The organism is Parasphingorhabdus flavimaris (assembly GCF_013371215.1).
GTDB classification, from domain to species: Bacteria; Pseudomonadota; Alphaproteobacteria; order Sphingomonadales; family Sphingomonadaceae; genus Parasphingorhabdus; species Parasphingorhabdus flavimaris.
In genome coordinates, this window is the sequence record NZ_JABWMH010000001.1 from 61,911 (window position 1) to 83,874 (window position 21,964).

The 21,964-nt window shown below is 59.0% G+C and carries 23 protein-coding genes and 1 tRNA gene; 12 read left to right on the forward strand and 12 right to left on the reverse strand.

Annotated elements, in window-relative coordinates:
* The first annotated feature begins 161 nt into the window (after positions 1 to 161).
* From HUO14_RS00305 to HUO14_RS00320, 4 genes are all read left to right on the forward strand, one after another.
* A tRNA-Cys gene (locus HUO14_RS00305) sits at positions 162 to 235 on the forward strand.
* Positions 236 to 491: 256 nt separating this feature from the next.
* Positions 492 to 1,289, forward strand: a complete 798-nt coding sequence (locus tag HUO14_RS00310; protein ID WP_176277917.1) for a tryptophan 2,3-dioxygenase — start codon at positions 492 to 494, stop codon at positions 1,287 to 1,289.
* Positions 1,286 to 2,407, forward strand: coding sequence for a kynureninase/PvdN C-terminal domain-containing protein (locus HUO14_RS00315; protein ID WP_176277918.1), 1,122 nt, complete (start codon positions 1,286 to 1,288; stop codon positions 2,405 to 2,407). The genes HUO14_RS00310 and HUO14_RS00315 overlap by 4 nt, the downstream gene beginning before the upstream one ends.
* 143 nt (positions 2,408 to 2,550) lie before the next feature.
* Positions 2,551 to 3,243: a crotonase/enoyl-CoA hydratase family protein gene (locus tag HUO14_RS00320; RefSeq protein ID WP_176277919.1), complete on the forward strand. Its 693-nt coding sequence runs from the start codon at positions 2,551 to 2,553 to the stop codon at positions 3,241 to 3,243.
* On the opposite strand, the gene HUO14_RS00325 is transcribed toward HUO14_RS00320, so the two are convergent.
* From HUO14_RS00325 to HUO14_RS00345, 5 genes are all read right to left on the reverse strand, one after another.
* On the reverse strand, positions 3,240 to 3,608 hold the full coding sequence (locus HUO14_RS00325; RefSeq protein WP_176277920.1) for a VOC family protein: 369 nt from the start codon (positions 3,606 to 3,608) through the stop codon (positions 3,240 to 3,242). The genes HUO14_RS00320 and HUO14_RS00325 overlap by 4 nt on opposite strands.
* 23 nt (positions 3,609 to 3,631) lie before the next feature.
* Positions 3,632 to 4,162: a DUF4199 domain-containing protein gene (locus tag HUO14_RS00330; RefSeq protein WP_176277921.1), complete on the reverse strand. Its 531-nt coding sequence runs from the start codon at positions 4,160 to 4,162 to the stop codon at positions 3,632 to 3,634.
* Between the two features lie 93 nt (positions 4,163 to 4,255).
* Positions 4,256 to 4,681: a helix-turn-helix domain-containing protein gene (locus HUO14_RS00335; RefSeq protein WP_246255247.1), complete on the reverse strand. Its 426-nt coding sequence runs from the start codon at positions 4,679 to 4,681 to the stop codon at positions 4,256 to 4,258.
* A gap of 2 nt (positions 4,682 to 4,683) precedes the next feature.
* Positions 4,684 to 7,368, reverse strand: coding sequence for a DUF2339 domain-containing protein (locus HUO14_RS00340; protein ID WP_176277922.1), 2,685 nt, complete (start codon positions 7,366 to 7,368; stop codon positions 4,684 to 4,686).
* A gap of 2 nt (positions 7,369 to 7,370) precedes the next feature.
* On the reverse strand, positions 7,371 to 9,317 hold the full coding sequence (locus HUO14_RS00345; protein WP_176277923.1) for a S9 family peptidase: 1,947 nt from the start codon (positions 9,315 to 9,317) through the stop codon (positions 7,371 to 7,373).
* A gap of 71 nt (positions 9,318 to 9,388) precedes the next feature.
* On the opposite strand from HUO14_RS00345, the gene pabB reads away from it, so the two are divergent.
* The gene (gene pabB / locus HUO14_RS00350; protein WP_176277924.1) at positions 9,389 to 11,233 is read left to right on the forward strand and encodes an aminodeoxychorismate synthase component I; all 1,845 of its coding nucleotides are present in this window, start codon (positions 9,389 to 9,391) and stop codon (positions 11,231 to 11,233) included.
* A gap of 33 nt (positions 11,234 to 11,266) precedes the next feature.
* Here pabB and HUO14_RS00355 read toward each other — a convergent pair whose 3' ends face one another.
* Positions 11,267 to 11,581 carry a hypothetical protein gene (locus HUO14_RS00355; protein ID WP_176277925.1) on the reverse strand — a complete coding sequence of 105 codons (315 nt, stop codon included), beginning with the start codon at positions 11,579 to 11,581 and terminating at the stop codon, positions 11,267 to 11,269.
* A 263-nt stretch (positions 11,582 to 11,844) separates the two neighbouring features.
* Entirely contained in the window at positions 11,845 to 12,861 is a 1,017-nt protein-coding gene (locus HUO14_RS00360) for an NADP-dependent oxidoreductase (RefSeq protein ID WP_176277926.1), read from the reverse strand.
* Between the two features lie 409 nt (positions 12,862 to 13,270).
* On the opposite strand from HUO14_RS00360, the gene HUO14_RS00365 reads away from it, so the two are divergent.
* On the forward strand, positions 13,271 to 14,293 hold the full coding sequence (locus tag HUO14_RS00365) for a DNA topoisomerase IB (protein ID WP_217907872.1): 1,023 nt from the start codon (positions 13,271 to 13,273) through the stop codon (positions 14,291 to 14,293).
* Positions 14,294 to 14,595: 302 nt separating this feature from the next.
* Positions 14,596 to 14,961 (forward strand): PRC-barrel domain-containing protein, encoded by a 366-nt coding sequence (locus HUO14_RS00370; RefSeq protein WP_176277927.1) that lies wholly within the window; start codon positions 14,596 to 14,598, stop codon positions 14,959 to 14,961.
* A gap of 92 nt (positions 14,962 to 15,053) precedes the next feature.
* Here HUO14_RS00370 and HUO14_RS00375 read toward each other — a convergent pair whose 3' ends face one another.
* The 4 genes from HUO14_RS00375 to HUO14_RS00390 form a co-directional block, all read right to left on the reverse strand.
* Positions 15,054 to 15,245: a DUF3008 family protein gene (locus tag HUO14_RS00375; RefSeq protein WP_176277928.1), complete on the reverse strand. Its 192-nt coding sequence runs from the start codon at positions 15,243 to 15,245 to the stop codon at positions 15,054 to 15,056.
* 46 nt (positions 15,246 to 15,291) lie between these two features.
* Entirely contained in the window at positions 15,292 to 15,777 is a 486-nt protein-coding gene (locus HUO14_RS00380; protein WP_176277929.1) for an MgtC/SapB family protein, read from the reverse strand.
* Positions 15,778 to 15,945: 168 nt separating this feature from the next.
* Entirely contained in the window at positions 15,946 to 16,440 is a 495-nt protein-coding gene (locus HUO14_RS00385) for a pyridoxamine 5'-phosphate oxidase family protein (protein WP_246255105.1), read from the reverse strand.
* 104 nt (positions 16,441 to 16,544) lie between these two features.
* A complete protein-coding gene (locus tag HUO14_RS00390) occupies positions 16,545 to 16,817 on the reverse strand; it encodes a hypothetical protein (RefSeq protein WP_176277930.1) in 273 nt (90 codons plus the stop codon).
* 174 nt (positions 16,818 to 16,991) lie between these two features.
* Between HUO14_RS00390 and HUO14_RS00395 the strand changes: the two genes are divergently transcribed.
* The 5 genes from HUO14_RS00395 to msrA all read left to right on the forward strand — a co-directional run bounded on the left by HUO14_RS00395 (position 16,992) and on the right by msrA (position 21,163).
* Positions 16,992 to 18,266: an O-acetylhomoserine aminocarboxypropyltransferase gene (locus tag HUO14_RS00395; protein ID WP_176277931.1), complete on the forward strand. Its 1,275-nt coding sequence runs from the start codon at positions 16,992 to 16,994 to the stop codon at positions 18,264 to 18,266.
* Complete coding sequence (locus HUO14_RS00400) at positions 18,266 to 18,568, forward strand: alkylphosphonate utilization protein (RefSeq protein WP_176277932.1); 303 nt, start codon at positions 18,266 to 18,268, stop codon at positions 18,566 to 18,568. The genes HUO14_RS00395 and HUO14_RS00400 overlap by 1 nt, the downstream gene beginning before the upstream one ends.
* A 73-nt stretch (positions 18,569 to 18,641) precedes the next feature.
* Entirely contained in the window at positions 18,642 to 19,844 is a 1,203-nt protein-coding gene (locus tag HUO14_RS00405) for a pyridoxal phosphate-dependent aminotransferase (protein ID WP_176277933.1), read from the forward strand.
* A 416-nt stretch (positions 19,845 to 20,260) separates the two neighbouring features.
* Positions 20,261 to 20,419: a hypothetical protein gene (locus tag HUO14_RS00410; protein WP_176277934.1), complete on the forward strand. Its 159-nt coding sequence runs from the start codon at positions 20,261 to 20,263 to the stop codon at positions 20,417 to 20,419.
* 33 nt (positions 20,420 to 20,452) lie between these two features.
* Complete coding sequence (gene msrA, locus HUO14_RS00415; protein ID WP_176277935.1) at positions 20,453 to 21,163, forward strand: peptide-methionine (S)-S-oxide reductase MsrA; 711 nt, start codon at positions 20,453 to 20,455, stop codon at positions 21,161 to 21,163.
* A gap of 256 nt (positions 21,164 to 21,419) precedes the next feature.
* Here msrA and infC read toward each other — a convergent pair whose 3' ends face one another.
* Positions 21,420 to 21,959, reverse strand: a complete 540-nt coding sequence (gene infC / locus HUO14_RS00420) for a translation initiation factor IF-3 (RefSeq protein ID WP_176278689.1) — start codon at positions 21,957 to 21,959, stop codon at positions 21,420 to 21,422.
* Between the last annotated feature and the right edge of the window lie 5 nt (positions 21,960 to 21,964).

Below are 21,964 nucleotides of genomic sequence, written 5' to 3' on the forward strand. Positions count from 1 at the left end.
AATCCGGCTAATTTATGCCGATCGCGTCTTTTACTCGACAAACGGGCCGCCCAGACCGATCGGCAACATGAAAATATATTACCAAAACCGGGGCTGATAACGCAGGACGCAACTTTGGGTTGACTTTCCCTGCAAAGCGAAGCAATTCGCGCCCTCTCTCCGGCCCGATGGCGGAGTGGTGACGCAGCGGATTGCAAATCCGCGCACCCCGGTTCGATTCCGGGTCGGGCCTCCAGAGAGATCATTCTCCCCAGACACAGTGCGAGCATCTGATTGCCAGGACAGGCTCTGTTGTGCGGTGCCACCCATTCGGTAACGCCGTTCCGTTACGCATTGCCTGCGCCAGCCAGCACGCGTCTGACCAGTTATCGTGAAGCATGATTATTTGGCACCGGTTGTTCCCGACAGCGTTCACGCGGGGATGATCCTCATTCCACGGATATCGCCATTGGCTATCTTCCCATAGCAACCTGCCCGCGTTACAATCGCGCATGACCGATGAAAATACGATGACCTATGCGCGCTATCTGGCGCTCGACACATTGCTCGATGCGCAGCATCCCCGATCGGATCTGGACGACGAGATGCTGTTCATTGTCATCCATCAGACAAAAGAACTCTGGCTCAAGCAGATCATCCGCGAGATGCGCTTCGCGAAGCAGCAGATAGCGGCGGATGCGCTTGTGCCAGCCTATAAGGCGCTGGCGCGGGTCAGTCGTATCCAAGCGGTTATGACACTGAGCTGGGACGTGCTGTCGACAATGACGCCCAGCGACTATACGCGGTTCCGTCATGTCTTGGGACCGAGTTCCGGTTTCCAATCCGACCAGTTCCGGACGGTGGAATATATGCTCGGCCTCAAGGACAAGGCTTTTCTGAAATATCAGGACGATCGCCCCGAAGCACAGGCGGCGATGCAGGCGGCGCTCGACCAGTCGAGCATCTGGGATGATGCCATCGCCGCGCTGGCGCGGGCCGGCTTTGATATTGCTCCGGATCTGCTGGATCGTGATTTTGCGCAATCCCATCAACCATCCGAACAGGTCGAGGCGGCTTTTCTGGAAGTCTATCGCAATCCCGAAAAATATTGGGAGCTCTACCAGCTGGCCGAGAAGCTGGTTGATCTGGACGATGCGATGGCGACCTGGCGGCACAAGCATGTGCTGACGGTCGAGCGGATCATCGGCGGCAAAATGGGTACGGGCGGAACTGCGGGTGTTTCCTATTTGCAGAGCACGGTGGGCAAGCGCGCCTTTCCGGAGCTTTGGTCGCTGCGTACCCAGTTATGAGCTGGAAACATCTGTTCTCCAGATCTCTTGCGGCCAATCCGGATCGTTTGCATTTTGCCGCGCACAGCCAGCATCTCTGGCCCGACGCGAGCCATGACGGCCATGTGGCGGCGTGGCAGGACGCGGCGGCGCTGGCGGATCACAAATGGGACAAGATCATGGGACCAGTCTGGTCCGAGGCGCAGCAACATGTAGCTGATGAACTGAAATTGCCCGATCCCGCAACACTGAGCTTTGCACCCAACACCCATGATTTTATCGTCCGCATATTTTCAGCCATTCCAGGGCGACCGGTTCGGGTGCTGGCAACCGACGGCGAATTTCACAGCTTCCGCCGGCAAATGGAGCGCTGGGTCGAGGCGGGAGAGGTCGTCTTGCAGACGGTGTCGCCTGATGATCTGCTCGATAGCGCCCGATCTGCTGACTTCGATCTGATATTTGTCAGCCAGGTGTTGTTCAATTCCGGCACTATCATCTCCGCGCTGGACGAGCTGGCGGCGCTGGCCCGTCCCGAGGGCCCCTGGGTGGTGATCGACGGCTATCACGGCTTCATGGCGATCGAGACCGATCTGTCGCAAATCGCCGATCGGGTGTTTTACCTCTCGGGCGGTTATAAATATGCGATGGCGGGGGAAGGGGCCTGTTTTCTGCACGCGCCTCCGGGCTATGCCGAACGGCCCGTCGTGACCGGCTGGTATGCCGCATTCGACGATCTCGCCCTAGCCCCCGGAGAGGTCGGTTATGCGCCGGACGGACGGCGGTTTCTGGGCAGTACATTTGATCCATCCGGTCTTTACCGCTTTAACGGGGTGCAGAACATGCTGGATAGCGAAGGTCTGACAACGGCGTTGATTTCAGATCATGTTGCGAGCCTGCAGGCGCAGTTTCTGGACATTGACCCGTTGCCGGGCTTTGGATTGCTCAACCCGCTTGGCGACGAGCAACACGCGCGCTTTCTCGCTTTTCGGGGCGAAACAGCGTCAGCACTCCATGACAGGCTGGCCGAGCAGAATGTCGTGACCGATGTCCGTGGTGATGTTTTGCGGATTGGCTTCGCCCTTTATCATGATCGGGAGGATGTGGAGCGTTTGCTGAAAATTATTGGGCAACTGGTCTGAACGATTTGCCGCTACGGACTGTCGACCTCATGCTCTTATTCAGCAGATTTCGGGACCTTTGTCGCTGATTTTTCCGTTGACCTGATGGATTCTGGCAATAGGCTTAACTGAACAATTAAAAGCCGCGTTGAAAAGGACAGACAATGAGCATTTCCGTCGATATCCAGAATGATGTTGCCCTGATCACCATGGACGATGGCAAAGCCAATGCCGTCAATTTCGATCTGATGATCGCGCTCAATGAAGCGCTGGACAAGGCCGAGGCTGACGCCAAGGCGATCGTTCTGACTGGCCGCGAAGGCCGTTTTTCCGGCGGCTTTGATCTCGGCATGATGAGTGGGTTTACGCGTGAGGATTCTGTTCGTCTGCTCGATCGGGCGTCAGAGCTGGTGCTTCGTCTCTACGGCGGACCAATGCCGGTTGTCGGGGCTTGCAACGGGCATGCGATCGCCATGGGCGTGTTTCTCCTGATGGCCTGCGACACGCGGATTGGTGCGGCGGGCGATTTCAAGCTGGGTGCGAATGAATCGATTACCGGCATGACGCTCCCGGTATTTGCGGTCGAGCTGGCGCGCGACCGGCTCAGTCCGCTGCACCAGACCCGGGCGATGATCCAGGCGTTCATCTATGACCCGAAAGGCGCGGTCGAGGCGGGATATCTGGATATGCTGGTCGAGCCGGACAAGGTCATCGGGCAGGCGACCGCGATTGCGGGGCAACTCGCCAAGCTGCCGGGCCATGCCTATGCCTATCAGAAATCGGCGATGCGCAAACCGGCGCTCGATGCGATCCGGGCAAGCATCGGCAATCACCCGAATCTGCGCAAATTGGCCTAGCGGTGCTGGTCGATCAGGATCGGATTGCCGTCGGGGTCGGTGACCATGATGCTGGCCGGACCCTCGCCGTCATCAGCCTTGCTGTCGAGATTCACTCCCGCTGCCAGCAATGATTTCTGAATATCGCGGACATCATCGAAATCATCGAGATTCTGGCCATCCTGATCCCATCCTGGATTGAAGGTCAGCATATTCTTGGGAAACATGCCCTCGAACAGGCCGATCAGCGTCTCACCGTTTTTCAGGATCAGCCATTTCTGGTCCTGATCGCCGCCGAATTGAACAAACCCCAGCTTTTCATAAAAGGCTCTGGAAGCAGCGATATCCTTGACTGACAGACTGATCGAAAAGGCTCCGAGTTTCATTGTCTTTCTCCCCATAGTAACGCTTATTGCCGTACCGGCAGGATTTTCGGATTTTGCAAAACCGCTGCCGACAGGATGGCGATGATCAGGCCGACCGGGAAAATCTCCAGAAATGTCATTGGCATACGGATATAGATTTTGCCGTAATCGGATCGCATCTCTTCCAGAGTCGCGATCTCCTCCGCCAGCTTTTCCGCCGAAAGACCAGCTGCTTTCTTCGCCTCGATCGCGCTGTTCACATAGCTGTCGATAAAGGCGTAGCCGTTGCTCATCGAATATAGCTCCCATACCAGCGTATATATGATCCCCGCGATCACCGCGATAGCGAGCCCCATGGCGAATGCAGGCAGAAACCGGATCACTCCGCCCCGTTCCTGATCGCGATAGCGCTTGATGCCGATGAATATCATCGACAACGCGACCAGCATGATCAGATAGCCGAACAGCTCCGACGACAGAAAGCTGCCTCCGTCGCTGACCATCAGTCCCAGGATCATCGTCAGAATGACGATGGATCCGGAAAGCACTCCATAGGTTAGGGCAATTTTCTGCATGATATTCCCTCCGTTAATGCGTTGGTTATGGCACCTGCATAGGCGCTTGCAAATCACCCGGACGGGTGATTTGGTCCATATCACCCCTATATATCACGGTATCAGATGCAGGGACCTTGCTTCCTCGATCGCCCGGACACGGCCACTGACCTGTAATTTTTCGTAGAGCCGGGAGATGTGGGTTTTGACCGTATTGGGCGAGATATCGAGTGTCCTTCCGATCTCCTTGTTGGATTGGCCGTCGGCCAGCGCCTCGAGCACTTCCAACTCCCGCCCCGATATGCCCAGTGATTTGAGCGCGGCGCTATTCTGCTCAAACGGGCCGCGCGGCTTTTTCGCGGTCAACCTGTGCCCCACCCAGATGCCGAGCGAGGCAAAGCCCAGCGCGATCAGGACCACATAGAGTTCGACCGAATAGGCCTTGGCGAAATATTGATATTGCAGCCACTCCAGCGCGAAGGCAGCGCAGGCCAACAGCAGCGCATAGATAATGACAATCCGGATCATCGGGCGCGACATGGTCAAGCCACGCTCGCCTCGTCTTCGACATGGGCTTCCCGCCTCATGATCTTGCCGTAGATCCAGCCAATTCCGATGAGTGCGATACCGAGGCCGAGGAAGGACAGAATACGCAGAACGCCTTCCAGTTGCGCCGCATCAACAAGGAAAACCTTGAATGTGACCAGTGTCAGCAGCAAAAGTCCCGCGATCCGGAGCATAGCATTGGACGTCTGGATTCCGCGTGCCAGCCAGGCTATCGCGAGAAGCAGAAGACCGGCGCTGTACAGATATGTTTCTGTGGTAGTATATCCAAATCTGTCGATGTTCATCAGATCGTCGGGATCACTGGCAGATATCATCACTGTCGCCAAATTCGTGCCGTGTACAGCCTGCCGGACGGTCACCAAGACGGCTGCGATGGTTGTGAGCAGGCTGCCTATTTCGAGCGGACGAACCCATTTGTTTGCGCGGTCACCAGACGCCGCCGAACTGGCAAACAACCATAGCCAAATGGCCGTACCGAAATAATGCAGGGTCGCGAGATTGGCGAACGGCGCAGGTCCCACGGCTTGGTAAACGCTGGTCGGGCTGAGCAGCATCAGATCGAAATAGACAAAACGGAACAGCGCCACTCCTACCAGTGCCCACCCCAGTTTCGTCGCTGCGTCGGCCCAGTCCGCAGGCCAGGTCCGGCGCAGCAACAGCCATCCGGCCAGCGCCAGCAAATGGGTAAATGTGATTCGTTCGGCAAAGCCAAATTGCATGAACTGGTCGATGGGACCGATCGCCAATATCTGCTTGAGCAACAGATAGGCAAAGCTGCCTGTGCCTATCACCCCCGCAGCTGCGATGGCCGCTGAGGAGCGTTTGTCCAGTGTCCCACCGAATATACCGGCGAGCGCGACAAGAGCAAAAGACGGGATCAGCAATTTGACAATCATCGGGCCGACAGCCGGCAGATAGCTGTATAAATCGGTCTCGCCGGCCAGCGACGCGAATAAGGCGCTGATCATTTCAACAGAAAGAACGGCCGCTATCAAGCCGCCTGTCATGGCTGCTGCAAAGGTTTGCAGCGCCAATGTCCTGTTGTCACAATGACGCGCCCAGGCCGCCAGTCCGAATGCCACGGCTACCGGAATTATCGCGGCCAACCTGTCCGGGGTCCACAGCCACAAGGCAGCGGCAAGCAAAATCGCGGTGATCGCGCTTGCCAGCGGCATGACGGGTGATTTCATTATCAGATGCGTGCGCCAGGCCATGATCGCCGCGGTGGCCGCAACAACGGAGCAGACTGCTCCCCAGATATTCTCGCTCCAGTCAAACCGGCCGAGCAGTGCCGTCAGAACCAGCATCCCGACCGGGGCGGCCAGACCGATGAGTCCCCACATCCTGCCGCTTTTTTCCCGCAGCGCAAAGATGTGTCCGGCGAGGCCGAAAAGTATCGCAAATCCGATCGCCGGAAGCAGGTCGCCATGATCCGGTCCATAGTCCGACAGCGCCGCACCCACCATTGCGAATGCCAGTCCCAAGGCGCCCGCCGCTGCCGGTGTCATCTCCTCGTCGCGCCAGCCAAGGGCAATTGCAAAAACCGCGAGCACGGCAAAAAACAGCCAGCTGACCGGCGAAAATTGAATCAGAGGCGCAAGCATGATGAGCTGGACCAGTCCAGCGACCAGTGGAATGCTCCGTATGGCTGATTTCGGCAAACCGTAATTCTGGCCGGTACGGGACAGCGTCAATACGCCACCGATTGCCAGTAGCATGATGAACAGTCCGACGATCGAGCTGTCTTCGGCTATGTCCATGAACAATAATGCCGAGGTCCAGATCACGCTGCCGCCGGTTGCGAGCAGCGCCAACCAGGCCCAGCCGCGATGGATGGCGAGACCGAACAGGCCTGCGGTAAACACTCCCAGGTAAATGACCAGCGGCGCAACCGATTCAGGACCCAGTCCAGCAACATAAGGCGCCGCGAAACCGCCGAGCAACCCCATGATGGCTGTCGGTGGACCATGTTTCCGGGACAGGATGAAGGCCAATATGGTGACGGCGATAACGCCCACCAGAGATGCGGTCAGTCCGAACAGCCCGTATAGTTCGCTTGCCATGTACAGGGTCGCATAAAGCACCGCGATACCGGCTCCTGCGATACTATGACCGATGCGTAGATCATCGGTGAAAATGGCGCCAAAGCGCGGAATCCGGTTGCCAAATTCGGCAAGCCCGATAAGCAGCAGGCCGAACATCGCGGCGGTGAGGCAGCGAGCAGCGGGGCCAAACAGGCCCGCCTCGATCGAGAAACGAACCAGAAAGAAACCGGCAAATACCAGCGCAACGCCGCCTATCCATATCGGCAGCTTGCCGCCAATCAGGTCTTCGAACCGCTTGCTCGCACTAACCGCGGGCCGGCTCGCTTCGCTGGTCCGTGCTTCCGCGGCTGCTTCGCGCGCCACAGGTTCTGGAATTGGCTCATCGGTGGGCGGCGCAGCGATGCTTTCGGCCGGTTCGGAGCGTTTGGCGCGAATGGTAGCCGGTGCGGGCTGCGCCCTGCGATTGGCAGCAGCCGCCAAATCGTCGCTGCGGGTCGCAATCTCCAGACTATGTTCCAGATTCTCGATCTGGGTACGGAGAAGCCGGATATTTTTCCGGCTATCGAAAATCAGCACAGCCAGGACGATGAATCCGCAAAATAGCAGAAATAGCACGACTATTTCGCCCCATTGAGGAGATATTTCTGCCAGAAAATCAGGCTCGCCCAGAATTGATAATCGGCATTGGCCTTCTTGCGGAACCCGTGACCCTCATTCTCCGCCAGCAGATGCCAGGCGGGACGTCCATTGGCGCGGACGGCAGCGATGATCTGGTCGGCTTCGCTCGCCGGGACGCGGGGATCATTGGCGCCAGTGACAACCATCAGCGGTATTTTGATCTCGCTGGCGCGGAGCAGCGGGCTGATTTCCTCCAGTTTTGCACGCTGTTCGGGGACGCGTTCGTCGCCATATTCCACGCGCCTCAGATCGCGGCGATAGGCTTCGGTGTTTTCCAGAAAAGTGACGAAATTGGAGATGCCGACGATTTCCAGTCCGGCTTTCAACTTGCTGCCATAGTGCAGCATCGAAGCGAGCGTCATATAGCCGCCATAGCTGCCGCCCGTGACTGCGATCCGTTTGCGGTCTATCCGCTTGTCCTTGCGCAAATGGTCGAGAAACGCACCGATATCGAGCACGCTATCCTCGCGCCGCCAGGGGCCGTTGTCGAGCGAGACAAATCTTTTGCCAAAGCCGGTCGAGCCGCGGACATTGGGGTAGAAGATCGCGATGCCCAGCTCGTTGATCAGATGATTGTCGCGGCCCAGAAAACGCGGTGTCGCCTGACCTTCGGGACCGCCGTGAATATTGATGATCAGCGGCCGCCTCCCTTTGTGCCGGGAAGGATCGGGTCGATAGAGAAAACCCGACATTTTTTCGCCGTCGAAGCTCTCGATCTCGACCAGTTCGGGCGCAACATTGTCGGCGGCATCGAGTCCGCCGGTTTCGCTCCTGGTCCAGCGGGTGACCGCCAATGTGTCGGGGTTTATACTATAGGCATCGGTGCCGGTCTGGTTGCTGTTCAGCGTCAGTCCCAGCTCGCCCCAGGGAGAGAATTTGGCACCGCTGACCACGCCGGCCGGAAGCCCGTCTGCGGTGCGGACCTTGCCGCTTTTCATGTCGTAGAATTTGAGCAGCGAACGCCCCGCCTGATTGACCTCGAAGGCGATCCAGCGACCGTCCGGGCTGATGTCGAAATCGGTGATGTCCCAGATTTTCTCGTCGACCACCGGTTCGAACAGGGAAGTTTCGAGATTGACGACGCCCAGCCGCTTGACGTCGCTGCCATCGTCCGATGCCGCCCAGAGCCTGCCGTCCGGGGCGAATTGCAGACCTTCATAGGCGACCGGATTGCTGCTGTCCGTCAGTTTGCGGGAGACGCCGCCGGCGATGTCGATCAGATAGAGCTGGTTGTCGGTGACCGAAACATAGTTGAACACGAGCAATTGTTTGTCATCCGGGGAAAAATCGATCGGAAACCAGCCGCCTCCGGTCGAGGCGATCAGCATCTTTGCGCCTTCCGGATTCGCCGGATTCATCAGGTAGATGTCGTTATAACGACCGGTGCGTTTGTTCGAGCCGAAGGCGAGCAATTTGCCGCTGCTCGACCAGGGACCCAGGCTGTTGCGGCTCTGGCCGTCGGTGAGCAATTTTGGCTGGCCGTTCTCCAGCGCGAAAATCTGATGGACCTCGTTGCCGCCGCTGTCTTTCTGGAACAGCAGCGCCGAACCGTCGGGTGCATAGCGGGCGCTGCTGACCGGTTCGCTGGCGAAGGTCAGTTGCTCGCGCTGTCCCATTGGAGCGGCAACGCGGTGCAGCTGGCGGGTTTCGGCGAAGCGGGTGGAGATCAGCATCGCCTTGCGCTTCGGGTCCCAGTCGACGAAACTGGCGGTGCGATATTCCATATAGGGGCGGGTCTGGTCGACGATTTCCAGCGGAATGTCCGGGACCTGGTCAGCGACCAGCGCGGCCGGGCGAGGGGTGATGTCACCCGTTTCTGCCTCTGCTGGCATAGCGGCAAATAGCGATAATATAAGGCCAATCTGCCAAGCCGGTCCAAAACGCATTCCTCAAGCCCCCGATGTTTCTTTCGCCAAGCTTATGGACGAATGGTGTGAAAAGCAATTAGGGGTGGTTGATGTTCGATGGAAATTCTCCCTTTGTCCTGCTCGACGATGCCCGGGCCTCTGATGCAGCGCCAGCGCGACTTTACCGGGACCCGGTGGACATCATCCGGGCCGACAAAATGGAAGAATTGGAAGCATGTTTTGCCGCCCTGACGCGGGCGCGATTGGCGGGGCAGCATGTGGCGGGCTATCTGTCCTATGAGGCGGGGCTGGCGCTGGAAGGGCGGTTGCAGGGCAAAATGCCGGCGGATTTGCCTGCGCCGCTGGCCTGGTTCGGAATATTTAACGATTACAAAGAGCTAACACCCGATGCGGTGGCCGAGGCGCTGCCCGACCGCAACGGGGCTTGGCTGGGGCGGCTCGAACCGGTGATTTCCCGCGAGGCTTATGAGGCGGCGTTCGAAAAGGTGCAAAATTATATCCTTTCCGGCGATATCTATCAGGCCAATCACACTTTCCGGGCAGAAATGGACTTTTCCGGGCATCCTTTGGCACTTTATGCCGCGATCCGCGACCGCGCGCAGGCCGGCTATGGCGGCGTGGTCCATGACGGGACCAACTGGATGCTGTCCTTCTCGCCGGAACTCTTCTTCGCGCTGAAGGACGGGCGGCTCACCGCCAAGCCGATGAAGGGCACCGCCGCCCGCGTGGCTGACCCCGAAGCCGACGCCAAGGTGCAGGCGCAATTGCATGGCGACCCGAAACAGCGGGCGGAGAATCTGATGATCGTCGACCTGCTGCGCAACGACCTGTCGCGGGTGGCCCGGCGCGGCAGCGTCGCGGTGCCGCATCTGTTCCAGATCGAAAGCTATCCGACCATCCACCAGATGACCTCGACCGTCAGTGCGCAGCTAAAAGACGGCTTCGACGCGGTCGACGTGATCCGGCAGATTTTCCCCTGCGGATCGATCACCGGCGCTCCGAAAATCCGCGCGATGGAGATTATCGACGAGCTGGAAAGCGCCGCCGACGGCGCGGCCGGCGAGCACGGTCCGCGCGGCATTTACTGCGGCTCGGTCGGCCGGATCGACGCGGCGGACGCGCAGGGCCGCTCCGACGCCGCCTTCAATGTCGCGATCCGCACCCTCTTCTTGCAGGAGGGCAAAGAAAGGCTTTCCATCGGCCTCGGCTCTGGCATAGTGGCGGACTCGGACGGGGAAGACGAGTGGCGGGAATGTCTCGCCAAGGGGAGATTTGCGAAAGTGGATGTCAATGCAGGGGGCAATGTCGGGGCCAATGTCGGAGGAGGCCATCATGTCGACCTGATCGAGACCATGGCCTTTGATCCGGCGCGCGGCATCGCCCGGCTGGAAGCGCATCTCGAGCGGATGAAGACCAGCGCCGCCACCCTGCAATTCGAATTCGACCGCCACGCCGCGCGCAACGCGATCCAGGCGATCACCTTTCACCAGGAAAGCCCCGCCATGGTCCGCCTGCACCTCGGCCAGTCCGGCGCGCTGGCGATCGAGCTGAAACCCATGCCGGAACCGCAAGACGGCCCCGTAAAATGCCAGCTGGTACCGATGCAGGTCGAACCACAGGATTTCCGCCTGCACCACAAGACCAGCGATCGGCGGGTCTATGCAGTCGAGGGGTTAGGCGAGGGCGTCCACCCGATCTTCGTCGATGGCGAGGGTTTCGTCACCGAGGGCGCGATCTGGAATGTGTTCGTCGAGCGTGACGGGGTGTTGTTGACGCCGAAACTGGAACGCGGCGTGCTGCCGGGGGTGCTGCGCGCGGAATTGATCGCAAGCGGACAGGCGGTCGAGGGGGATTTGACTGCGGCGGATCTGGCTGGCGGGTTTTTTGTGGGAAATAGTGTGAGAGGGTTGGTGCTTGCGGAGATAGCTAGTTAGAGCACTGACACTGTTAACTCTGTCAAACTGCTGTCAATCTTCCGGCACAACCGACGGTCCACCGACCTCGCGGCATTTAAGATCGATCACCCGCCATTCGAGATCGCTGGGCGGGCGGTCAAGCCGTTCGATTTCCTCGTCCACGCAACGCTCTGACGGGGTTCTGTCATCTTTCTCCCGAAGCGCTTTTTTGAGTCTCAACAAAGCGCGGCGTTCTTCCTCGGAAATCTGACCCGGTGGCAATTGGTGATCGGGACGTGTCGCGTCAGCAGGTGCACGGTCCATTTGCGTGGAATTCTCCGCCGCGTTTCCCATCACTGACAATCCCGTCGCCATTACGAGAATCATTCGGCGCAAGTTCCGAGTTTGAGGGGTTTGATATCGACCGCCGTCGTTCGGGGTTTTCAGCATCATCTGTAATCTTCTTTACCTGTTTCCGGGCATTTGATCGAATTGTAACACCCTATAATCTCCCGTCGTACCGATCACCAGTTGCTTCCCGAAGCCGAAGCTAGCTGTAATTCCGGTGACAATATATTAAATGCCCCCATTCAATGAATAGGGAATATTGCAATTGTCACCGGAATTCAGAAGCTACTTTCACCGGAACCCTAAACCTTAACCAGCATCTTGCCCGTGTTGGCGCCGGCAAACAGTCCGATGAACGCGTCCGGTGCTTTTTCCAGCCCCTCCATCACCGTCTCGCGGCCCTTGACCGCGCCCGATGCGATCAACTCCGCCATACCGGCGTTGAATTCGGGCACTTGCGCGGCGAAGTCGGGATAGAGGAAGCCTTCGATCTTTATGCGCAGGCCAATGATCATGGTCAGATATTGCATCGATTGCGGCTTTTGATCGTTGTAAACGTCAATCATCCCGCAAATCGCCACGCGGGCGCGTTCGTTGGCGCAGGCGAGCGCCGCATCGAGATGTTCGCCGCCGACATTGTCAAAATAGACATCAACGCCGGATTTACCGAGGCTTTTCAGTGCTGCGCGCAATTGCGGCAATACCGGACCGGCCTTGTAGTCGATGCAAGCATCCGCGCCGATTTCTTTAACCCAGGCGCATTTATCCGCGCCACCGGCTGACCCGATTACGGTCATGCCCTTGGCCTTGGCGATCTGGGTCACGGTTGAGCCAACCGCGCCAGCCGCGGCCGATACGAAAACGGTTTCGCCTTCTTTGGCCGCACCGACGTTCAGCAAACCGAACCAGGCGGTGCCTCCGGGCATGCCGATGATGGACAGCCAGTGCTGATCGGCAACATCGAGATCGGGAAGCTTCACCGGTGGCATTCCGCCTATCGGAGGGTTGCTGCCGCCAGCGACGGCAGTGTCGCGCCAACCCGCCATATGGAGCACTTTGCATCCGACCGGATAATCGGCGTTGTTGCTTTCGGTCACCGTGCCGACCGCGCCGCCGGTCATTGCTTCACCGATGCCGAACGGGGGCGCATAGCTTTTTACGTCATTCATCCGACCGCGCATATAGGGGTCCACCGACAGCCAGCTATTTGCGATGCGAAATTCGCCTTCGCCAATCGGGGCATCCGGTGCCTCTATCATCTGGAAATTATCAGCCACCGGGGTACCGGCGGGACGACTCTTCAGGGCCCATGCACGCATATCAATGTCCTTTTTGGTTTCGTTTATTCGCTGTTCTAGCGGCTATTTGCGAAATGCACCAACTTTCCGCGCGATCTACTTCAAGACAACCAATATCGCGCCGGCAAAAGCCGCGATTAGAAATCGCAGCTGTTAATGCCAGCTAACCACCCGATTGCGGTCAGTGACTTGAGAAAGGTTTCACGTTTGCAATTTTTGTCAAAACGGGAAGGCTGCGCTTGTTTCATCCCCCATGATCTAGCGACGCAATATTCAACATCAAACCGGGAATCGATCATCGCGGACCGAGTTTTCCGATCATGGTCAATCTTCCTCAAAACCCTGCCCGCGCCCGCGTCCAGCAAAACCCGCACAGGGTCACTCACGCCGCTATCGGCGCACTCCGAACCGCCCCCACAGGACCACGGCCTTGATTCAGCTTAGCCAAAACGGGACCGAATTCCGTATTCCCAGCCTTGTGTACACCAGCGACGAAGAGCCGGGCATCTCGCGGGTACGGCGGGGGCGGGGGTTTCAATATTTTCTGCCCGACAGAAGTCATCTGAAATGCAGCGTCGAACTGGCGCGGATCAAGGCGCTGGGGGTGCCGCCGGCCTATAAGCATGTTTGGATTTGTCCGAAGGCCAATGGCCATATCCAGGCGACCGGCTATGATGATGCGGCGCGCAAGCAATATCGCTATCATGATGACTGGCGGGTGTTTCGCGACCGGCAGAAGTTCGATCAACTGGCGGAATTTGCCACGGTGCTGCCTCGGATCCGGCGCAAGGTGAACGCGCTGCTCCGGCCCGATGGCGCGACCGATGAAGGGCCGGGCAAGGAGGTGGCGCTTGCGGCGCTGGTGCGGCTGATCGACCGGACCGCGATCCGGGTCGGCGGCAGCTCGCGGGTGAGCAAGGGGGCGACGACGCTCGATGGCGGCAATGTTCTTTATGAGGAGGACCGGCTGCGGCTGCGCTATCGCGCCAAGGGTGGCAAAAGAGTGAGCTGCAGCCTGCGCGATGCGCGGCTGCAGAAGATATTGGAGCAGATCGACGATCTGCCCGGCAAGCGCCTGTTCCAATATGTCGGCGCGGACGGGGAGGTGCATCCGCTCGACAGCGGTGATGTCAACGACTGGTTGAAAATGGTGTCCGGGATGGACAGCCTGAGCGCCAAGATGTTCCGCACCTGGCACGGCAGCGTCGCCGCGCTCGACGCGATCGCGGCGGAGGACAAGCCGACGATCAAACAGGCCTGCGAAGCCGCCGCTGCCGCCCTGCGCAACACGCCGGCGATATGCCGCAAGAGCTACGTCCATCCGGCGGTGTTCGAGCTGATCGACCTGGCGGCGGACGAGCGGATCGCGATGCTTGAGGGGCAGGCCGCGCAAATCACCGGGTTGCGGGTGGGCGAGAACCGCTTTGTCGGGTTGATTGGCGGGGGGCCTTGAGGGTAGCTTTCGCGGCTATTTAGATCGTCGTCCCAGCCTAGGCCGGGACCTAACCCGGTCTTGCTTTCGTTCGCCGCCAATTGGTTTGGATCCCGGCCTTCGCCGGGATGACGAAGCTGGGCGAGCCGGTCATTGCTCTCCTCCGGCCACCCGTGCAAAAATCCCGACATTTTACGGAACGATCGGCGGGGTCGTCGGTAGATTCCGTGTAGCCACATGGCATCGGCCCTCCCCCTCCCTTTACGGGCCGCCGTGGGGCTATCCCCGACAGCAAGGGGCCCTGAAACCTAGAGGAGAGAAAAATGATGTTACAGGATGAAAAAAACCACAGTGTCATCGCCAGCGACCGTGTTGACGGAACGACCGTCTATGGCCCGGACAAGGGCAAGATCGGTTCGGTCGACAAGGTTCTGATCGACAAGCGCGGCGGCAACGTGACCGATGTGGTGATTTCCGCTGGCGGTTTTCTCGGCATCGGCGACGAGAAGCACAGCATTCCGTGGTCGAAGCTGGATTATGACACCGAGCTCGACGGCTACCGGATCGATGTGACCAAGGAGCAGCTGATGGACGCGCCGCGCTTCGACAGCAACGAGCCGAACCGGGTCTATGACCGCGACTATCAGTCGAGCGTCTATAGCTACTGGACGGTGAACCCCTACTGGTAAGCGCCTCTCGGCGGTTGCGCCAAAAACAAAAAGCCGGGCGAAAGCGATTTCGTCCGGCTTCTTTTTGTCCGCGTTGTTCGCGCGACCGGCAGTTAATCGTCGTCTTCGACTTTATCGGGCAGACCGTCGTGATCGGTGCTGGCATAATCTTCCAGCTCCTCTTCGGTCATGCTGTCATACATGTCCTTCGACGCGCCCTTGAGGTCGCCGACCTTGGTCTCGCCGCGCTTGGCGGACAGGGCCGCGCCGGCGGCGCGTTGCTGGGCTTTGGATTGGGCTGGCATGATGTTTCTCCTTTGCTTGCTGGTGGTGGTTAGGGGACTGGCTGGATCAGGACGGCGGCTTTCCGCTTTCTTCGCCCGGGTCCCAGTGGGCGGTGAAGGGCGCGCTGGTGATCAGGACGGTGAGGATGACGGCGGTTATGATCGCGGCCAGCCAGATTTCGCCGAAACCGCAGATCAGGCCGATGGCGCCCGCCGCCCAGATCGACGCGGCAGAGCCGGCGCCCTGGACAAAGCTGCCCTCGCGAAACATCGCGCCGGCGCCGAGAAAGCCGATGCCGGTGATCACGCCCTCGAAGACGCGGCTGGGGTCGATGTCGCTCTGCGGATCGCTGGTCGATTCGAGCAGTTCCATCGCGCCGATCGCCAGTGCGCAGGCAGCGATCGAGATGATCACGAAGGGCCGGAAGTCGATCGGCTTGCGGCGGATGAACCGCTCGAGGCCGATCAGAAAGGGCAGCAGGGTCGCTGCGCCCAAGCGCCACAGCGCCTCCGCCCACGATATTGTATCGGGCCCGGCAAATATATCCGTCATGGCAAAGAAACGCGCCGGCGAGGGATTTGTTGCAGTGGCTCCACGAGAAAAAGCGGGGACCGCGGAAGGCGGGAGCGAAGCGAGATCTGGTCCGGCCTGTGATGCCGGCGTTCGCTGCGTTCCGTTCTTCTGCGACCCCCGCGGACTGCTGTCAGATGGCGCTGATCCCTATAGCGGGACCCGGGCGTGGTCGCCCATTTCGTCGCCCTTCATCGTCATGCCGGTCATCATCTTGAACAGACCGGTGATGCCAGGATCGGCTTCCCAGATTTCCGCGTTGCCGAGATCGAGGCGCAGCATCAGCAGGCTCGGGTCCTGACGGCCATGTTCATACCAGGCCTCGACCGGCTTGCTCCAGTGCTTGTCGATGATCGCCGGGTCGGTTTCCTCGGTGAGGTTGCCAGATACGCAGGCGAACAGGTCGTGTCCCTTGGACGCATATTGCATCATCGCCGGGCCGCCCTTGGCCAGCCGGTTGTCGCGCGAGGTGTAGAACCAGATCGCGCTGTTGGCGTCCTTGTCGAGCTGCGCGCGCATCGGGATGCTGTGCTGGCGGCTGTTGTCGAGCGCGATCATCACAAACGGGCTGTCGGCGATCGATTCCCAGAATTCCTCGCGGATTTCGTCGGGGTTGGTGCTGTGTTTCATATCGGCGTCGCTCATGGTCTTTCTCCTTTTTGACTATTGCTAAACCAACGCACAGGACGAAAAAGGTTGCACGGAAAACGGAGAGAGGCCCGACGGATTATGGGATAACCGATGCCGGATCAGCCAGCCTCGCTCGCGTTGCCACCGCCCTTGGGCTTGCGCAGCAGATAGCGATAGATCCCGAAAATATTGATCCCGAACAGTACCAGATTCTGGACCGCCAGCGGGTTGTTACCGTCGATCAGCGAGGCGGCAATCCAGACTATCGACGAGCCGGAAAATATGATGAAGCCGATGCCGGTGATCCGGGCGCCGGCGTTGAGCGAAACCAGTACGGCGGCGACCATGCCGCTGATGCTGGCAGTCCAGCGCAATATATCGATGAGGTCCATGATATTGCTTTCCTTCGTGTCGGTGCGCGGGTTTTCGGCGCTAATGGGGATGCAACGGCGGGAGCGGCCTTTGGTTCCGCGTCACTGAAAGCCCGACCCCGATGATAAGCTTGGTTGCGGTGAGGGCGCATTGATATTAGGCACGCTGCTTACTTCTTTGCACAAGGACGCATCATGACCGATCATCTCGAAACCATGGCTGTACATGCCGGCACCGAACCCGATCCGACAACCAACGCGCGGATCACGCCGATCTACCAGACGGCGTCCTATGTTTTCGATGATGTCGAGCATGCTGCCGACCTGTTCAATCTCGATGCGTTCGGCAATATCTATACCTGGATCATGAACCCGACCAACGGCGCGCTGGAAGGCAAGATTGCGGCGATGGAGGGCGGCATCGCGGCCCTCGCAGTGGCTTCGGGCCATGCCGCGCAAATCATCGTCTTCCACGTCCTGATGGACCCGGGCGCGCATATTGTTGCGGCGAAGAAACTCTACGGCGGCTCGCTCAACCAGCTCGCCCATTCGGTTAAGAAGTTCGGCTGGAATGTTACGTTCGTCGACGCCGACAATATGGACGAGGTCAGGGGCGCGATCACCGATGATACGCGCTGCGTGTTTATCGAGAGTCTCGCCAATCCCGGCGGCGTTGTCCAGGATATCGCGGCGATTGCCGATATCGCCCATGAAGCAGGCATCCCGCTGGTGGTCGACAATACGATGGCCTCGCCGATGCTCTGCCGCCCGATCGAACATGGCGCGGATATCGTCGTGGAAAGCGGCACCAAATTTCTCGGCGGCCATGGCAACAGCATCGGTGGCCTGATCATCGACAGTGGCAAGTTCGACTGGACCAAGAGCGAAAAATACGCGTTCCTCAACCAGCCCAACCCGTCCTATCACGGCAAGGTGTTTACCGATGCCTTTGGCGAGCTGGCTTTCATCCTCGCGGCGCGCGCCCTGTCCCTGCGCGATCTCGGACCGGCGCTGGCCCCGTTTAACGCCTTCCAGATATTGACCGGCATGGAAACGCTGGCGCTGCGGATGGAGCGGCATTGTGAAAATGCGCTGAAAATGGCTGAGTGGCTGCAGGGTCGCGACGAGGTCAGCTGGGTGTCCTATGCCGGGCTGCCGGACAGCGATTATCACGCGCTGGCGCAGAAATATCTCGGCGGCAAGGGCGGCGCGGTGTTCACTTTCGGCCTGAAGGGCGGATTTGAAGCGGGCACCAAGCTGGTGTCGGCTGTCAAACTGTTCAGTCATCTCGCCAATATCGGCGACACGAGATCGCTGATCATCCACCCCGCCTCGACCACCCACAGCCAGTTGTCCGGCGAGGAACTTGTCGCTGCTGGCGCCGGGCCGGATGTGGTGCGTATCTCTGTAGGGATCGAGCATATCGACGATATTATCGCCGATATGCAGCAGGCGCTGGAATCCTTGTGATGAGCGAGGGTGCAGGCGACTATGTCTATGATGAAGAGAGTGGCGAATGGCTGAGTCCGGAAGATGCGGCAGTGCAAGCGGCCGGACCGGAAGTCGTTGATGCGGTCGGCAATCTGCTCGCCGATGGCGATGCCGTCACGCTGACCAAGGATCTCAAGGTCAAGGGCGCGGGACAGACGCTGAAACGCGGAACCTTGATCAAGTCGATCCGCCTGACCGGAGACGCGCAGGAGATCGATTGCCGACACGACGGGATCAAGGGGCTGGTGCTGCGGGCGGAGTTTGTGAAAAAACGCACCTGACCGATTCTCCCTGTTGCAGTGCAGCAACAATGATATTAGGCAGTCTCGCTTATTCCTTGCGACAGGACCTCCCATGACCATGATCTCCAAAGCACTCGGACGTATCCAACCCTCTGCCACGCTCGCGATGACCGCCAAGGTCACCGAATTGAAAGCGCAGGGCATCGATGTGATTGGTCTGTCCGCTGGCGAACCCGATTTCGACACGCCGGATTTTGTCAAGGAAGCCGCGATCCAGGCGATCCGCGATGGTGATACCAATTACACCACGGTTGATGGCACGGCGGCGCTGAAGCAGGCGATCGTCGACAAGTTCGCCCGCGACAATGGCCTGACCTACACCACCAAGCAGGTTTGCGCCAACGGCGGTGGCAAGCATACATTGTTCAACGCGCTGGTCGCCACTCTGGACCCGGGTGACGAGGTGATCATCCCCGCGCCTTATTGGGTCAGCTATCCCGATATCGTCAATTTCGCCGGTGGCACGCCGGTGTTCATCGAAGCGGGTGCGGATCAGAACTACAAGATCACGCCGAAACAGCTGGAAGCTGCGATCACGCCCAAGACCAAATGGGTGCTGTTGAACTCCCCGTCCAACCCGAGCGGCGCAGCCTATAGCGCCGAGGAACTGAAGGCGCTGGGCGCCGTCATATTGCCGCACGAGCAGGTGATGGTGATGACCGACGATATGTACGAGCATATCTGGTATGCCGATTTTGCTTTCTCGACGATCGCGCAGGTCTGTCCGGAGCTGTTTGACCGCACCCTGACGGTTAACGGCGTGTCCAAGGCTTATGCGATGACCGGCTGGCGAATCGGCTATGCCGGTGGCCCGGAATGGCTGATCAAGGCGATGGCCAAGTTGCAGTCGCAATCGACGTCCAATCCTTGCTCGATTTCGCAGGCCGCAGCGGTTGCTGCGCTCAATGGCCCGCAGGATTTCCTGGTCGATCGCAGCGCCGCTTTCGAAAAGCGTCGCGATCTGGTCGTGTCGATGATCAATGACACGCCGGGTCTGCAATGCCCGACTCCGGAAGGTGCCTTTTACGTCTATCCCGATGCCAGCGAGCTGATGGGCAAGACGACACCCAAGGGCGCGGTCATCAAGACGGATGAAGATCTGATCGCCTATTTTCTGGAAGAAGCGCAGGTTGCTGCGGTGCACGGAGCGGCCTTCGGCCTCTCGCCCGCTTTCCGGATCAGCTATGCGACTTCGGAAGAGATATTGACCGAGGCCTGCACGCGGATCCAGCGGGCCTGCGTTGCTTTAACCTAGGCCTCAGGCGCCGGGCGCGGACATCCGTCCGCTTGGCTTTCGCGCCATAAGGCGCGGCGGCCGGTCGGCCTTGCCTCGGCCGCGCCTCGGTCGGAAACTAACTGTGAGTGTGAGCGCCGAACCGACGCGAAGCGGAGGCAAGCGCGACCGCGCGTCCGAGCTTATGCGAGGATAGCCAAGCGGACGGATGTCCGCGCCCGGCGCTTGAGGTTCGAATAAAAACGCCCCGTCGGAGGCGTTCGCGCAGCGAACTGCCGCGAGACACGGTAAACACCCCTCCGATAGAAAATCTTCGCGCGGCCAAACTGAATATGCCCATGTGATCAGGTTCACAGCGGGGACAGGAAAACTATATTAATGGATGTAACCTACAGGCGGGATGGTTCGAACAGTTGATGGCCCCCAAGGAACAGACAATGATGAAAATATTCAAATCCGATTTGACCTACAGCCTCGGCGGCGGCTTTATCGCCGGTGCATTGGTATTGTTTTTCATGCAACCTGCCGAGCAGCGGCCTGACCTCGGTCAGAACCTGTCGTCGACGGTTAGCTCGGCTTCGCAGCTGATCGGTTAGACAATGATGGGGCCGTTTCTCTCCAGAACAATCATGTTTGGCGTCAGTATCGCCTGCGTTGGAGCGATATGGGCCGGCGTGCAGACAGCGCTGCCTGCTGATCAGGGCGCGAATCGCGCGTTCGTTGGCGAAGCCCAAGCAGCCGAGAAGGCAACGATCATTCCCAAGCCTCGTGTCGACGCTGAGGAATCAGGAAAGCGTGCCGTGGCGATATTTGCCGGCGGCTGCTTCTGGGGTGTCGAAGGCGTGTTTGAACATACGAAAGGCGTCGTCAGTGCCTCGTCCGGCTATCATGGCGGCACCAAACGCAGCGCATCCTACAAGCTGGTCAGCGCAGGCCTGACCGATCACGCCGAAGCAGTGCGAGTGGTCTATGACCCCAGCCAGATCAGCTATGGCGAGCTGATGCAGATATTCTTTTCGGTGATCGCCGATCCGACCATGCTCAACGCCCAAGGCCCCGATCGCGGCAAACATTATCGCAGCGCGCTGGTGCCGGTCAATGCGCAGCAAGCAAAAGCCGCTCGTGCCTATATCGCGCAGCTGGACAAGGGGCGCTATTGGAAGCGCCCGATCGTGACCAAGGTTGAAGCTTACAAGGCCTTTTATCCGGCCGAGTCCTATCATCAGGATTTCATCCAGAAAAACCCCCGCCAGGGCTATATCGTGCGTTGGGACAAGCCCAAGATTGCCAATCTGAAGCGCCATTTCCCGCAGCAATATCGGGCCAAGCCGGTCGGCTGAAAAGCGCGCATATCATGCAAATGGTTTAAGAGGACGTTAGCTTTCGCCTGTTAATCTGGTGCCACGAGGCGATAAACAGGGGTATCGATGATGGTAAACCACGAATTTGAAATCATGATCGCATGTGCGGCGTTGCTCGTGGGTGTCGGCATGTTGTGGATGGCGCGGAGCCAGCCCGACTGAGCAAGGGCCCGGGCTCTGCTGAAGCGGCAAGCCGGCAAAAAAAAAGGCCCTCGTCGCCGAGGGCCTGTTTGGATTATTTCGGGCTGAGTACCATCAGCATCTGACGGCCTTCGAGCTTCGGATAAGCTTCAACCTTCGCGGTTTCCTTCATGTCTTCCTGCACCCGCACGAGCAATGCCATGCCGAGTTGCTGGTGTGACATTTCACGACCGCGGAAGCGCAGGGTCACCTTGACCTTGTCGCCATTGTCGATGAACTTGTTCACGTTGCGCATTTTGACGTTATAATCATGATCGTCGATATTCGGACGCATCTTGATTTCCTTGACGTCCTGAACCTTCTGCGTCTTGCGCGCGGCATTGGCCTTTTTCTGGGCCTCATATTTGAATTTGCCGACGTCGAGATATTTTGCAACCGGTGGCTGCGCGTTCGGAGAAACCTCGACCAGGTCGAGGCCAACTTCTGCTGCTCGCTCGATCGCTTCCCTCGTGTTCATCACGCCAAGGTTTTCACCCTTGTCGTCGATAACTCTGACGGTGTCGGAATTGATCAGATCATTGAAGCGCGGGCCACCTTTTACAGGCGGCGTGGGGCGACGAGGTGGTGCAGCTATGTTAA